Source organism: Binatus soli (SeqCode) (assembly GCF_050015535.1).
Lineage (GTDB): Bacteria > Desulfobacterota > Binatia > Binatales > Binataceae > Binatus > Binatus soli.
Map to the genome: position 1 here is coordinate 95,148 of NZ_JBEKBF010000016.1, position 14,663 is coordinate 109,810.

At 62.6% G+C, this 14,663-nt stretch carries 14 protein-coding genes; 2 read left to right on the forward strand and 12 right to left on the reverse strand.

Going from position 1 to position 14,663, the window contains the following annotated elements; all coding sequences use genetic code 11:
• Positions 1-6: 6 nt before the first annotated feature.
• The 11 genes from ABR989_RS13515 to glgB all read right to left on the reverse strand — a co-directional run bounded on the left by ABR989_RS13515 (position 7) and on the right by glgB (position 9,713).
• The gene (locus ABR989_RS13515; protein WP_428129455.1) at positions 7-720 is read right to left on the reverse strand and encodes a cytochrome c biogenesis protein; all 714 of its coding nucleotides are present in this window, start codon (positions 718-720) and stop codon (positions 7-9) included.
• Between the two features lie 24 nt (positions 721-744).
• Entirely contained in the window at positions 745-1,416 is a 672-nt protein-coding gene (locus tag ABR989_RS13520; RefSeq protein ID WP_428129457.1) for a heme exporter protein CcmB, read from the reverse strand.
• Positions 1,417-1,421: 5 nt separating this feature from the next.
• Entirely contained in the window at positions 1,422-2,123 is a 702-nt protein-coding gene (gene ccmA, locus ABR989_RS13525) for a heme ABC exporter ATP-binding protein CcmA (RefSeq protein ID WP_428129459.1), read from the reverse strand.
• Positions 2,123-2,653 (reverse strand): c-type cytochrome biogenesis protein CcmI, encoded by a 531-nt coding sequence (gene ccmI / locus ABR989_RS13530; RefSeq protein ID WP_428129461.1) that lies wholly within the window; start codon positions 2,651-2,653, stop codon positions 2,123-2,125. The genes ccmA and ccmI overlap by 1 nt, the downstream gene beginning before the upstream one ends.
• A gap of 3 nt (positions 2,654-2,656) precedes the next feature.
• Entirely contained in the window at positions 2,657-3,193 is a 537-nt protein-coding gene (locus ABR989_RS13535) for a cytochrome c-type biogenesis protein (protein ID WP_428129464.1), read from the reverse strand.
• Complete coding sequence (locus ABR989_RS13540) at positions 3,186-5,210, reverse strand: heme lyase CcmF/NrfE family subunit (protein WP_428129467.1); 2,025 nt, start codon at positions 5,208-5,210, stop codon at positions 3,186-3,188. The genes ABR989_RS13535 and ABR989_RS13540 overlap by 8 nt, the downstream gene beginning before the upstream one ends.
• A 15-nt stretch (positions 5,211-5,225) precedes the next feature.
• Positions 5,226-5,675, reverse strand: a complete 450-nt coding sequence (locus ABR989_RS13545; RefSeq protein WP_428129468.1) for a cytochrome c maturation protein CcmE — start codon at positions 5,673-5,675, stop codon at positions 5,226-5,228.
• Positions 5,676-5,756: 81 nt separating this feature from the next.
• Positions 5,757-6,575, reverse strand: a complete 819-nt coding sequence (gene lpxA / locus ABR989_RS13550; protein WP_428129470.1) for an acyl-ACP--UDP-N-acetylglucosamine O-acyltransferase — start codon at positions 6,573-6,575, stop codon at positions 5,757-5,759.
• Entirely contained in the window at positions 6,572-6,760 is a 189-nt protein-coding gene (locus tag ABR989_RS13555; RefSeq protein ID WP_428129472.1) for a DNA gyrase inhibitor YacG, read from the reverse strand. Before ABR989_RS13555 ends, lpxA begins: the two co-directional genes overlap by 4 nt.
• 220 nt (positions 6,761-6,980) lie before the next feature.
• Entirely contained in the window at positions 6,981-7,295 is a 315-nt protein-coding gene (locus ABR989_RS13560; protein ID WP_428129474.1) for a hypothetical protein, read from the reverse strand.
• A 216-nt stretch (positions 7,296-7,511) separates the two neighbouring features.
• On the reverse strand, positions 7,512-9,713 hold the full coding sequence (glgB, locus tag ABR989_RS13565; protein WP_428129477.1) for a 1,4-alpha-glucan branching protein GlgB: 2,202 nt from the start codon (positions 9,711-9,713) through the stop codon (positions 7,512-7,514).
• Positions 9,714-9,777: 64 nt separating this feature from the next.
• Here glgB and ABR989_RS13570 point away from each other — a divergent pair, with 64 nt between their 5' ends.
• A complete protein-coding gene (locus tag ABR989_RS13570) occupies positions 9,778-11,028 on the forward strand; it encodes an alkyl sulfatase dimerization domain-containing protein (RefSeq protein ID WP_428129479.1) in 1,251 nt (416 codons plus the stop codon).
• On the opposite strand, the gene uvrB is transcribed toward ABR989_RS13570, so the two are convergent.
• Complete coding sequence (gene uvrB, locus ABR989_RS13575) at positions 11,025-13,292, reverse strand: excinuclease ABC subunit UvrB (protein ID WP_428129481.1); 2,268 nt, start codon at positions 13,290-13,292, stop codon at positions 11,025-11,027. The two genes, ABR989_RS13570 and uvrB, sit on opposite strands and share 4 nt — an antisense overlap.
• A gap of 450 nt (positions 13,293-13,742) precedes the next feature.
• Here uvrB and ABR989_RS13580 point away from each other — a divergent pair, with 450 nt between their 5' ends.
• Entirely contained in the window at positions 13,743-14,459 is a 717-nt protein-coding gene (locus ABR989_RS13580) for an OmpA family protein (protein WP_428129483.1), read from the forward strand.
• Positions 14,460-14,663: the final 204 nt, after the last annotated feature.

Sequence of the window (14,663 nt, forward strand, 5' to 3'; positions counted from 1 at the left end):
ACTCCATTACTTGGGGTCGGATGCCGCCGCGGTCGCGAACGCGATCCTGCTGGACAGCCTGCCCATCCTGCTTCGCGTCCGCAACTGTGTGAATCGCAGCATCAGGAGCCACGCCCACAACGCGGTAAATGCCGCCAGGCACACCATCAGCGTCCAGATCATCCGCGGATCCTCCAAGCCATGAGTGCCCTGCTTGGTAACCAGCACCGCGGGATGTATCGTGCGCCACATCCGCACCGACACGATAACGATCGGCACGTCCAGCGCGGCGACGATTCCAATCACCGCGCCGAAGCGGGCCACCTGCGGCGTGTCATCGGCGCTGGCGCGCAGCATCAGGTAGCCGCCGTACATCAGCCACAGGATAAAAGTCATCGTCAGCCGCGAGTCCCACGTCCACCACGTGCCCCAAATCGGCTTGGCCCAAATCGAACCCGCGACAATCATCAGCGTGCAGAAGACCATTCCGGTTTCGGCGGCGGCGTAGCCGAGATCGTCCCAGAGCTGATCGCCGAGCCACAGGTAAAATATCCCGGCTATCGCGACCAGCCCGAACGACGCGAACGCGACCCAGGCGAGCGGGACGTGAAAATAAAAGATCAACTGGGCGATTCCCATCTCGGCATCGGGGGGAACGTAGTCGAAGACCATGAACAGTGACGCCAGCATCAGGGCCAGCGTCGAGAATCCGAGCCAGTTGCGAATCGTGGGGTTGTTCATGGGGCCACCGGTCTTTTCCTTTGGTCAGTCCCCGCCTACCACATGCTCGAACAGCAGGTAACCGGCGGAGACGAACAGCACGTCGAACGCGATCATGATCTTCAGCCAGTCGCCCATCGACTCAAACGGCGCGCCGGCGAGCGCGGCTGCACTCGCCTTGACGCCCGCAATCAGCGCCGGCACGAAAATCGGCACGGCCAGAATCGGCAATAGCATATCGCCGCCGCGAGTGCGTCCCGTGATTGCGGAGAGCAGGGTGGCCAGCGCGGAAAATCCGACCGCGCCCAGCGCCAGAATCGGAGCCAGCCGCGCCATCGATGCGTCGAAGTCGAGATTGAAGAACAACACCATCAGGATGACCGCGCCAACCTCGGCCACCGCCATGAAGATCAACGCAGCGCAGAGTTTCGCGGCGTAGAGTGTGGAGGGATCGAGCGGGCTGAGCAGCAGACCGCGAATCGCGCCGTTGTCGCGCTCCGCGAGCAGCGCGCGATTGGCGCCCAGCATCCCCGCGAACACCATCGCCACCCACAGCGCGCCCGCCGCCGCGTCGACGCTGCGCACGCGCGCCGCGCCGAGCGCGAAGACCAGCACCACCAGCACCAGCATCGAGAGCGCAAGCAGCGCCAGCGTGCTCTCGCCGCTGCGGAGCTCGAGGCGCAGGTCCTTGCGCAGGACGGCGGCAAAGCCCGACACGGCTTCTATCTGCCCAGCAGCGAGCGGATTCGCCCGCCGCGCCGGACCTCCTCCTTACGCGCATGCTGCATCAGGCGGCCGCGCGAGATTTCGAAGACCGCCAACTCGACGCCGTCTATTTCGGGGATTCCATGAGTGGTTGCCAGCACGCAGGCGCCGCGTTCGATAGCGCCGCGAATCAGCGCCGCGACGATTTCGGCGCCGTCATGGTCGAGCGACGCAAACGGCTCGTCGAGCAGCAGCAGAGCAGGCTCGGCAAGCATCGCGCGCGCGGCAGAGAGGCGCTGCTCCATCCCGCGCGAGAACGCACGCACCCGGATATCGGCAGCGTCGGCCAGTCCGACCCGGCCGAGCCATTGATGGGCGGACGCACGCGGGTCGGCGAGGGAATACAGTTCACCGTAGAATTCGAGATTCTCCCGCGCGGTCAGATTCGGGTAGAGGAAACTCTGATGCGCCATCAGGCCGATTCGGCGCCGATAGCGGGCCGCGAGTCTGCGCGTGTCCTGCCCGAAGACCAGGGCGTGGCCGGCGCTCGGTGCTTCGAGTCCGGCCAGGATTCGCAGCAGGGTGGATTTCCCGGCGCCGTTGCCGCCAACTATAAACGCGCCCGTACCCGCCAGCAGCCGTAATTGCACTTCGCGCAGGACGGGCGCCAGACCGTAAGCCTTTGCCAGGCTGCGAGTCTCGACAACGGGCGCCGACATCACTCAGTCCAGGCGGCCGCGCCGCCCATTGGCTTGATCGCGATGCCGCATTGCGCGCAGAACTTCGAGTCGGCCGCGGCGCGCGTTCCGCATTTCGAACAGAAGCGAATCTTGCGCGACGGCGCCGGCGAGGATTGCGGCGGCTGTGGCGGTTCGGCGTGCACGACGGGCGTCGGCACGGCGTCGGCGCGGCGCGGCGCTTGCGTCAAAGGTGTTGAGGAAAGTTTCTTCGGGTTTGCGGCTTTGTCGGTCTGGAGGCGGAAATTCTCGACCGCGGCCATCGCGGTCAGCGCCCGCTCCTCGAGCGCCTTGTGCATCGAATCGTAGTCCGCGTCAGACAACTTGCCCATCTCGCGATCGAACTCGAGTTCGCGAAGACCCTGCACCGCCAGCGCGCGTTCATGCTCGTGGCGCTCCACTTGAAGCTCGCCCGGCGACTTGGCGCGCACTCCGGCGAGCCCGATGCCGAGCGGAGCCGCCACGAACAGCGCGACTCCGGCGACAATCAGCGCGGCGGCAAGAATGAACACCGGTTATCTGCGCTCCTTGAGTTCGTTTTCGAGTCTGCGCCTGAGTTCGGGATCGAATGACGACGGCTCCACGGCCGGTTTCGAGCCGGACGGCGCAGACGGCGAATTGGAGCGCCATCGCCCGACCACGAGCACCATCAAGCCGCCGCCGAGTACGAGCGCGATGAAAGGCATCGTCCAGGCGAGCAGATTGAAGCCCTCAGTGGTCGGCGAGGACAGGACTTTCTCGCCGTACTTGTGGCGATAGAAGGCAATTATCTGCGCACGGCTCATCCCTTTGCGGATCATGCCGTCCATCTCGGCGCGGAGCGGCACTGAAAAGCCGCAGGTCGGCATATTGCAGTTGGCGACGGTGAGACCGCATCCGCATTGGCAGGTTAATCCTTCGGAAACCTCCGCATTGGTTGGGGTTTCCTTTGCAAATGTTTCACGTGAAACATTTTTTAGTTCAGGGGAAACTAAAACGAAGAGTGCGACGACGATGAACGCAAACCGCAGCGACGGTGCAAATGCGAATTGCGAACGCACAGATTCAATCACCCCCGGGAGCGGCCACGTCGTTGAGTTCGCGCGCGGCGGTGGACGAGCGGCTCAGCACGGTCGCGATTGCGGCGCGCTCGCGCACGTTGGGCCACATCACAATCACAGTGCCGAGCACCATCAGCAGGCCGCCGGCCCACAGCCAGAAGACCAGGGGCGTCAAAAACACTTCGAAGGTCGCGGTCTGACCGCTGTCGTCGATTCCGGCGAGCACAACATAGAGGTCGCTTAAGGGAGTGGAGCGGATTGCGACTTCGGTCGCGGGCTGCTGCGCCCGTATGAAGAAAAGCTTCGCCGGCGACATCACGGTGATTTCGCGGCCGTCAGCGCTCAGCACCTCGACGCGTGCGGTCGCGCTCGCGAGATGAGGCGTGTCGACCTCCGAGAGACCCAGGAAGCGCAGAGTGTACGAACCGATCGTAAAGCTGTCGCCCGCGTGCACGCTCTTTTTTACTTCGGTGCGGAAGAACGACGAGCCGACGATTCCGATGAACGCGACGACCACGCCGACGTGGATGACGTAGCCGCCGTAGCGGCGGTTGTTCTTGGCAACGAGATTGACGAGCGCTTTGGCGGGCGGCTCGGCCAGCATGTGGCGGCGCGCGTTCATCCCGCGGCGAAACTCGACGAGTACGGTGCCCATCACGAACGCGGCCAAAGAGAGGGCGGTCAGCACGTACCATTGGCGCAAACCGGCAGCGGCGGCGATGATCCCGGTCACGACGCCAATCGCGACGGGCGCGGCGAAACTGCGCACAAGATTGTCAGTGGTCGTGCGCCGCCACGCGATCAGCGGCCCGATGCCCGTCAGGAACACCAGCCCGAGCGCCAGCGGTGCGATGACGCGATTGAAGAACGGCGGTCCGACGGTAATCTTCACGCCACGCACCGCCTCCGACAGCACGGGAAAGACGGTGCCCCAGAAAACGGCGAACGTGATCCCGACCAGTATGAGGTTGTTGAACAAAAACGCGGCCTCGCGCGACAGATACGACTCAAATTCGGCGGGACTGCGCAATTGCTTCGAGCGGTAAATCAAAAGTGCGGTGTAGGCGAGCGTCACCGCTGCCAGGAAGCTGAGGAAGTATGGACCGAGGCCGGATTGCGTGAACGAATGCACCGACGAGATGACGCCGCTGCGCGTGATGAAAGTGCCGAACAGCGTGAGTTCGAATGCGAGTCCAATCAGCGACAGGTTCCAGATCTTCAGCATGTCCTTGCGTTCCTGGATCATCACCGAATGCAGGTACGCGGTCATCACGAGCCACGGCATGAAGGCTGCGTTCTCGACCGGGTCCCAGGCCCAGTAACCGCCCCAGCCGAGAACTTCGTAGGCCCAGCGGGCGCCGAACAGATTGCCGAGAGTCAGAAAGAACCAGGAAAAAATCGCCCATCGGCGCGTCGAGCGAATCCATCCGTCGTCGAGTTTGCCGGTGATGAGCGCGGCGGCGCCGAATGCGAACGGAACAGATGCGCTGACGTAGCCGATGTAGAGAGACGGCGGATGTATCGCCATCCAATAGTTCTGCAACAGTGGATTGAGGTCGGAACCTTCGGCGGGAATCGTCGCGAGCAGATCGAACGGACGGGTGACGAAATTCAGCATCAACAGAAAGAAAATCGCGACGCCGGCCAGCACGGCCAGCGCGTAGGGCGCGGTGTCGGGATTGCGGCGGCGATTCTGAAAGGCGGCTACCGACGTGAAGATCGCCAGCAACCAGGTCCAGAGCATCAGCGAGCCCTGCTGCCCGGCCCATAGCGCGGTGATTTTGTAAGCGGTCGGGAGTGTGGTGCTGGAATATGTGGCGACGTACTCGAGCGAGAAGTCGCTGCGCAGCAGGGCCACCCACAGCACGACGACCGCAATCGTGACCATCGCGCACATCGACCATATCGCGTGACGCGCGCTGACGACGAAGTCGGGCGCATTGCGGCGCGCGCCGTAGATATTCGCGACGATGGAATAGACGGCCAGAATCAGCGCGATCGCGAGCGCGAGGTTACCAAGTTCCGGCATCAGTAGGACCAGCCGCTATTGTGATTGTTTGGGCTTGTATTTGGAAGCGCAACTGGTCATCACCTGCGTCGCGGTGATAACGCCGCCCGCGCCGAGCTTGCCCTCGACGATAACGTCGCGGCCGGGCGCGAACATGTCGGGCTTGGGCTCGCCGGCGGATACGACGCGGAACGAGACCGGCTCGGTCGCTACGACAGGTTTGATAAGCGCGCCGCCAGCATCGACGTCGGGGATCGGCACGATTTCAAATTTCAGGGTCAGCGTGTTCGGGTCCCAGTCGGTCGTGCCGGGCTTGACGCGGCCTGCAACACGCAGCGCCTGCCCGCCAAGCTCGCTTTGGCGCGCGGCCACTTCAGTGACGGTCAGGTAGTATTCCGAGGTGGTGCGCATCGCATTGCCGATAAGGTAGCCAATCGCCAGGATGATCAGTCCCGCGCCGATGAAAAATCGTGGACGTATGTTCATTTTTTCACTTCCCCGTTTCGTTATGATTGTTTCAGGGGGCGGATGCGCAAGCAATCGGCCGTGGCGACGGCAGCGCAGTATTCAGGAGTCGGAATCGGAGTGCCGGTCCAAGGGGCCGAAGGCGACACCTCGTTTTGAGGCGCGGATGAAATCCAGCATCTCGATTACTTCGGGCGCAAGATCGCCGGATTTCTCGAGTCTCTCGATTGCAAGTTTGAGATTCTGGCGCGTGCCGAAGAGCGTTGTGAAGGCGCGCCGGAGCGCATGAATCGACTTCGACGAAATTCCCGCGCGCTTGAGTCCAACGACATTGATCCCGCGCAGGGTATGGGTGCCGTCCATGATGCAGAACGGCGGCACGTCGCGACTGGTACGCGACAGACCGCGCATCATCGCGAGCCGCCCGATGCGAGTGTACTGATGCACGACGCAGTTGCCGGAGACGAGAGCGCGGTCGCCGAGCTCGACCCAGCCGGCGAGCAGCGCGCCGCCGGCGATGATGGTCGAGTTGCCGATTCGGCAATCGTGCGCAACGTGCGCATTCTGCATCATGAAGTTGTCGTCGCCCATGATGGTGACGTCGCCGCGCTCGCTGCCGCTATGGAGCGTGGAATGTTCGCGGAAGATGTTTCGATCGCCGATTTTCACCGAGCGTGCGCCACCCGTGTACGTGAGATCCTGCGGCTCGTCGCCGATAACAGCGCCCGGATGAAGCACGTTGTCGGCGCCGAGTTCCGTGATGCCCATAATCGTGACGTGACCGATTAAACGGGTGCGCGCACCGACACGAATTTTTCCGTCGAGGAGGCACAACGGACCGACCTCGACGCCGGCGGCCAGCTCGACCTCGGGGCCTACCACTGAAGTCGGATGAGTCCGCGGCGGCGCGTCACGCGTCAATTGAGGAGCCTGCGCTTTTTCAGATCGTCATGATGCTCGTTGTCGGCGGCCTGCGAGCCCTCCACCTTGTAATCGCCCGAAGCCCACGTGCCGAGGTCGATCATCTGGCATCGCTCGGAGCAGAACGGGCGAAAGCGATTTCGGGGCGACAGGTCGGCGGGCTTTTTGCAGATGGGACACATCATCGTGAGCTACCGAGGCGTTTAAGAAAATTGTCAGATGAGCGCGCGATGCGCAACGAGGCGCGGCAAGTGCCCGCCGCGAAACGCTCAGCCAGCCTCGCCCGCAACGAAGGGCGAGGGACCGGTCAGCAGCGGGCAATGGTAGGGCGTCCTCGCCTGGGCGTTCAGATTCAGGCGAGCACCCTCACCGCAACCCTTGTGCCTATGCTGCCCTCAGCTATGCTCAGAGCGCGCCCTGGCGCTGAATGAAGACGCTGCCTTTGGGTCCGATGTGCACGCAATTAATATCGGTGCGAGTGAACTCCGGCGTACAGAGTGGCTGATCCACGGCCGGACATTTATAAAGGTTCGCATCGAGCTGCTGGCACTTTTCGAGCGCGAAATTTGCCATCATCGGATGTTCCGGCGGCACATCCGCGTTCTGCGACGAGCATCCGCCGAGCGCGAGCATCCCCAGCGACGCGGCCAAGGCCGCTGCCGGAATGATTCGCAGTCCCCGTTCGCGAATTTTCGATACGACAACTTTTCCTGTCCGCATAGAGTTCTCCTCTCAGCCAGATTGAGGCGGTGGTCCGCCTGTTTCGACCCAAGCAAGCCTCGTGGGAGGCGATGACGCGCTGACGGATTCTTAATACACGATGGGCGGGCCACCCAAAAGAGGCGATTCGGGCCGGAAAGCGACGGCCGTGCGACGGGTGCTCGCGCTGGAAGCCCGCGTGGGACCCTTATGGACCGGCTGAATGGATCGGCTGCACTACGGAACGGAGAACCAGATCACCGCAAGCGGCGGCATCTGGATCGTGATCGAATGCGAAAATCCGCGCCACGGAATCGCGGCGGCCTCGACGCCACCCATGTTGCCAACATTGGATCCGCCATACGCAGCCGAGTCGGTGTTGAGAATCTCGCGATAGAATCCGGGGCCGGGCACGCCGACGCGATAGCGGCTGCGCAGCAGCGGCGAGAAATTGCATACGCATACGATGCGGCGGCCGGTACTCGGCGCCACCCGCATGAAGGCAATCATGTTGCGGTTGGCGTCGTCCGCGTCGAGCCATCGAAAGCCTGCCGGATCGGTATCGGCCTCCCACAGCGCGGGCTCGTCGCGGTAGATGCGATTGAGGTCGCCCACCAGGACCTGCAGTTCGCGATGGTCGGGATAGTCAAGCAGGTTCCAGTCGAGGCTCGAGTCGTGGTCCCATTCGCGCCACTGGCCGATTTCCTGGCCCATGAAGATGAGCTTCTTGCCCGAGCGGGCCCACATGTAGCCGAACAGCGCGCGCTGATTGGCGAATTGGCGCCAGCGGTCGCCGGGCATCTTGGCAAGCATCGCGCGCTTGCCGTGCACGACCTCATCATGAGAGAGCGGCAGCACGAAATTTTCGCTCCACGCGTAGAGCAGGCCGAAGGTGAGATCGCGATGATGATAGCGGCGGTAAATGGGGTCGAGCGTGAAGTACTCGAGCGTGTCGTGCATCCAGCCCATGTCCCACTTGAAGCCGAAGCCGAGTCCGCCCATGAAGACCGGGCGGCTGACGCCCGGCCAGGCGGTGGATTCCTCGGCGATCATCAGGATGCCGGGGTTGAGGCGGTACACGTCCTGGTTGAGCTTCTTGATGAATGAGATCGCGGCGAGGTTCTCGCGTCCGCCGAATTCGTTGGGAATCCATTCACCCTCGCGGCGGGCGTAGTCGAGGTAGATCATCGAGGCGACCGCGTCAACGCGCAGGCCGTCGGCGTGGAACTCGCCCAGCCAGTAGAGCGCGCTGGCAGTCAGGAAGTTGCGCACCTCGGCGCGGCCGTAGTTGAAAATGTAAGTGCCCCATTCGGGATGATCGCCCTGGCGCGGATCGGCGTGCTCGAACAGCGCGGTGCCGTCGAAGCGGCCGAGGCTGAATTCGTCCTTGGGAAAATGCGCAGGCACCCAGTCGAGGATCACGCCGATGCCGCGCCGATGCAGTTCGTCGATGAGGTAGCGCAAGTCGTCGGGGCTGCCGTAGCGCGAGGTCGGCGCGAAGTAACCGCTGACCTGGTAGCCCCACGAGCCGGTGAACGGATGCTCCATCACGGGCAGCAGCTCGACGTGGGTGAATCCCATGCGGGTCACGTAGTCGCCGAGCATCGGCGCCATCTCGCGATAGGTGAGCGGGCGATTGTCCTCCTCGAGCACGCGCCGCCAGGAGCCGAGATGGACCTCGTAGATCGAGATGGGGCTTTTGATCCATTCGCGCCCCGCCCGCTCCGCAAGCCAGTCTGCGTCGTGGAATTCGTAGGTCGATTGGTAAACAACCGAGGCCGTCGCGGGGGGCGCCTCCATCCGCTGCGCGAAGGGATCGCTTTTCATCAGCAGGCCGCCGTCACGCGTGCGAATTTCGTACTTGTAATTGAATCCTGCGCCTACGCCGGGAATGAACAGCTCCCACACGCCCGAGCTGCCGAGCGTACGCATCATGTGGAGCCGCCCGTCCCAGCGGTTGAAATCGCCGACCACGCTGACGCCGCCCGCATTGGGCGCCCACACCGCGAACGACACGCCGCGGACGCCTGCGACCTCGCGGACGTGCGCGCCGAGCTTGTCATAGGCACGATCGTCCTTCTGCTCGCCCCACAGATAAAGATCGAGGTCTCCGAGCGTCGGCATGAAAGAGTACGGATCGTGGATCGTGATCGATTCGCCGTCGGGGTAGTGAATCTCGAACTGATACGGGAAAATCGAGGTGCGGCCCTCGACGACGGCCTCGAACAGTCCGGTTGCGCCGCGCATCCGCATCGGCCGCGGCGCGTCGCCGGGAATGAGCAGGTCGACCCGCGAGGCCCCGGGGCGAAACACGCGGACCACGAGGCGCTTGCCCTCCAGATGCGCGCCGAGAATCGAATGGGGATCGTGATGGCGCAGCGCGAGCAGGCGGTCCAGCTCCCCGCGCAACGCGCTCGACTCGATGACTTCAGCCTTCATTTCCAAGTGCGAAGTCTAAACGATAGATTCGTCGTAAGCGACCCGCACCCGCAGGAGACCGACCATGAGTTCCACGCCCAGCCTCAAGCAATCGAACGGCATGCCGGGCTTCGACCCGCTGATGGGACAGCTCGAAGTGCTCGAGCCGGGAATCGCGATGTTCCACGGCTTCGCCAACGTCGCGTTCGCATACGGGCGCGGTGAGATGATCGTCGTCGATACCAGCTCGCGGCTGATGGGCGCGATGGCGGTGCGCGCGATTCGCGAGGTCAGCGAGGAGCCGTTCGCCTTTCTCATATACACGCATGGCCACGGCGATCACGCGTTCGGCGCCCAGGCGTTCATTACCGACGCGATCAAGCGCGGGCATGCGCGGCCGAAAATCTGGGCGCAAGAGGACGTCGCCGCCCGCTTCAAACGCTACGCGCTTACCCGCGGATGGCAGCGGCATATCAATCGACTCCAGTTCGGCGGCGCGTTCGCCACGGAGGGACTCTTCGAGCGCAACTCGTTCAGCTACCCCGACCTGGTTTATCGGGATGAACAATTTCTCGACCTGGTGGGCGAGCCGGTCGAGCTGCATCACGCGATGGGCGAGACGGATGACGCGACCTGGGTCTGGATGCCGACGCGGCGGCTGGCGATGGTCGGCGATTTGATCGTCTCGTCGATGCCGAACACGGGCAATCCCAACAAGGTGCAGCGCTACACGCTTGAATGGGCGGAGACGCTCGAGGCGATCGCGAAATGCACCCCGCGTTACATTCTGCCGGGCCACGGACCCGCGTACCGCGGCGAGCAACTATGCAACGAAGTGCTGCGCGAGACGGCGCGGGCAATCCGATTCATCCATGATGAAGTCGTGCGGCGGCTCAACGCAGGCGAGTGGCCGGTGGACATAGTTGAGGCTGACATTTCAATCCCGCCCGATCTCGCGGCGAAGCCGTACCTGCAACCGATTTACGGATGCGTCGCGTTCGTGGTGCGCGACGTTATCCGGCGTTACGCCGGATGGTGGTCAGGCGAGCCGTCGCAAATGTTTCCGGCGACGCGGATGGAACGCGGCGGCGACATCGTCGCGATCTGCGGCCGCGACGCGATCGTCGCAAAGGCGCGCGCACTCAAGGATGCGGGCCAACTCAGGCGCGCGCTGGCGATCGCCGAGATCGCGCTGAATGCGAATCCGGCCGACAATGAAGCGATCAGGTTGAACGCGGAGATACTGGAGGCGATGGCGGCCGGCGAGCGATCGTTTATCGCGCGTAATTTTTTCGCTGGCGCCGCTCGCCAACTCCGCGAGCGCGCGCAGCATTAGTCGGGGCGGTCGGGGATCAGCTTCAGCTTGCCTTGTTTGACCGGACGATTAAGACGCATGGCGGGCGCGGCGGCGCCCGTCGCCGCGCCCGCGCCGCGCCGCCCTCGAGTCTTCACCGGGACGCCCTTTTCGCTGACGTCCTTTATCTTGTGGCCCTCGTGCCTGCCCCGCGCTGCTTCGCTCGCGTGTTGATGGGCAGAGCCGGGCGGGGCGGACGGCGGCTGGGGACGGCGCGGCTGATCCATCCCGAAGGCGTGCCGCTCGAGCTTCTTTATCTGATCACGCAGATCGGCGGCCCGCTCGTAGTCGAGATTTTCCGCCGCGTCCATCATTTGCCGCCGAAGCGCGGTGATCCGATCGGGCAACTCATGCGCCGGGATGAACTCTTCTTCGGCCGCTTTGTCGTCGCCTATTTCGGGCACCACCGCCCACTCGGGCGAGTACATCTCGACCAGCGACGCGTCGATCGCCTTGGTAATCGAGGTGGGCGTGATGCCGTGCTGCTCGTTGTAGGCGAGCTGCTTGGCGCGCCTGCGATAGGTCTCGCCGATCGCCTGTTCCATCGATTTGGTGACGACGTCGGCGTACATGAGCACGCGCCCGTTGATGTGGCGAGAGGCGCGACCGGTGGTCTGAATCAGCGACCGCGCCGAACGCAGGAAGCCTTCCTTGTCGGCGTCGAGAATCGCGACCAGCGACACTTCGGGAAGATCGAGACCTTCGCGCAGCAGGTTGATTCCGACCAGCACATCGAACTCGCCCTTGCGCAGGCTGCGGATGATCTCGACGCGCTCGATGGTCTCGATGTCCGAGTGCAGATAGCGCACGCGGATGCCGAGGTCGTGGTAGTAGTCGGTCAAATCCTCGGCCATCTTCTTGGTCAGGCAGGTCACCAGCACCCGCTCGTTGACCGCGACGCGTTTGTGGATTTCCTCGAGCAGGTCATCGACTTGCGTACCGGCCTTGCGCACCTCGATTTCGGGATCGATGAGTCCGGTCGGGCGAATCAGCTGCTCGACGACGAGCCCGGATGATTTCTGCAGCTCGTAATCACCGGGCGTCGCCGAAACATAGACCGCCTGCACGATGTGTGATTCCCACTCCTCGAAATTCAGCGGGCGATTGTCGAGCGCGGAAGGCAGCCGGAAGCCGAAATCGACCAGCACTTGTTTGCGCGAGCGATCGCCGCGATACATCCCGCCGATCTGCGGAACCGTTACGTGACTCTCGTCGATGAAGAACAGTGAATTGTTCGGGAAGTAGTCGAGCAGCGTCGGCGGCGCCTGTCCGGGCAGGCGTCCCGTCAAATGGCGCGAATAGTTCTCGATTCCCGGGCAGAAGCCCATCTCGGCCAGCAACTCGAGGTCATACATCGTGCGTTGCTCGAGCCGCTGGGCTTCGAGCAGCCGATTCTCCGTGCGGTAGAACTCGAGGCGCTCCTTCAGTTCGGCGCGGATATCCCGCACCGCGATTTCCATCCGGTCCGAAGTCGTCACGTAATGCGACGCCGGGTATATCGCGACGCTCTGCAGCTTGCGAATCACCTTGCCACGCAGCGCATCGATTTCGTACAACGCCTCGACCTGGTCGCCGAAGAATTCGACCCGTACCGCACGCTGCTCTTCGTAGGCGGGAAAAATCTCGACCGTGTCGCCGCGCACCCGAAACATCCCGCGATGAAAATCGTAATCGTTGCGCTGATACATGATGTCGACCAGCTTGCGCAGCACCTTGTCGCGGTCGATGGTCTGCCCCTCTTCGAGGAACACCAGCATCTCGAAGTACACCTCGGGCTCGCCCAGGCCGTAGATGCACGAGACCGACGCCACGATCAGCACGTCGTTGCGCTCGAGCAGCGCCTTGGTGGCGGAGTGGCGCAGCTTGTCGATCTCGTCGTTGATGCTCGCGTCTTTCTCGATAAACGTGTCGGTCGAGGGAACGTACGCTTCGGGCTGATAATAGTCGTAGTAGGAGACGAAGTAGCGCACCGCGTTTTCAGGGAACAGGCTCTTGAACTCGTTGTAGAGCTGCGCGGCGAGCGTCTTGTTCGGGGCCATCACGAGCGTGGGCCGGTTCACGCGCGCGATCACGTTGGCCATCGTGAACGTCTTGCCCGAGCCGGTGACGCCGAGCAGAACCTGATGCGGGACGCGGTCGCCCAGATTGCGGACGATAGATTCGATAGCGGCCGGCTGGTCGCCCTCGGGCTTGTAACCCGAGACCAGCTTGAAACTTCCCTCTTTGCCGCGCGCCAGTGAGAGCATGATGAGCGAAACAGTCTAGCAGGGTTTCCGCTTCGCGCGGAATTCGCCTTCAAGTCAGACGGGTTTCAGGCAACAGACCAATGCGCAGAAGCATGGCCACCATAAGGGCGACACAAACCAGTATTAATTCGACTCAAACGACCGCTCCGAACAGCGTCTTTGCGGGCATTCAGAGCGTTACGCGTTATATGAGCCGAGCTTGACCGGGAAATCGCGGCAATTTCACCACCACTTATCCACAGAAAGCCCGGGCTGCACCGAGAGAACGCTCGCCAGCCCGGGCAAAAAATCTCGCCTTTTCACCCCCCGGAGATGTTGCATTCTTGTTACAAATATAACTATATTTTCCCGTCAATTGGGTGGGATAGTTCCCGTTTGGCACGATTGACGCTCAGGGGCAAGTGAGGGGGTTCGCTTCGCGCATAGACGCACTTGGGTGAGGAGGAGTTCATGAGACTGAAATCAAGGTTTTTAAATGCGGTCGCCGGTGTCGCGGGTGCGGCGCTAATCGCCTCCAGTTTGGGCGGTTGCGCAAATTTGCAGAAGCCACGCTCGTGGGGAACCTGCGCGGTCGTCGGAGGACTGCTTGGCGCAGGGGTAGGTGCAGCCTCAGGAATCGTCATCGCTGACAATGTCGCGGGACGTCACCAGAGCGACAAAGACGCCAGGGCTTATGCCGGTGTGGGTGGAGCAGTCATAGGCGCGGGACTCGGCGCGTTGGCAGGCCACTACATCTGCGATCCGCTAATTCCGCCGCCACCTCCTCCACCGCCGCCGCCTCCACCCCCGCCGCCTCCTCCGCCACCGCCACCACCGCCTCCGGTCAAGGAGAAGCTGGTGCTACGCGGTGTGCATTTCGACTTCAACAAGTCGAAAATTCGCCCGGGTGATGCCGCCGTTCTGGATGAAGCCGCATCAACGCTTAAGGCCAATCCGAACGTCACGATCAACGTCAACGGCTACTGCGACGCGATCGGCAGCGAGGAATACAACTTGAAGCTGTCCGACCGCCGTTCAGACGCCGTGGTGGATTACCTCGTGAAAGCCGGAATCCCGTCGAGTCAGTTGATTCCGCACGGGTACGGCAAGACCGACTTCGTAGCCACCAACGACACTGCTGAGGGCCGCGCTCAGAACCGCCGCGTCGAACTGGCGCCCAATCAATAAGCCGGGCCGAGACTGAAACGTCCGCAATCGGCCGCAGTCCCATCGGGGGCTGCGGCCGCTTCTTTTATGTAACCAATATGTAACCAATGTAACGAATCCTCATCATTACGAATCTCAGGAGTGCGAAAGATTCGACTCTTCAATAGACCTCGGTTCCCAAAAATGGCAGGATTTGCGGTGTTTAATTCCAGAATTACTTGAAAC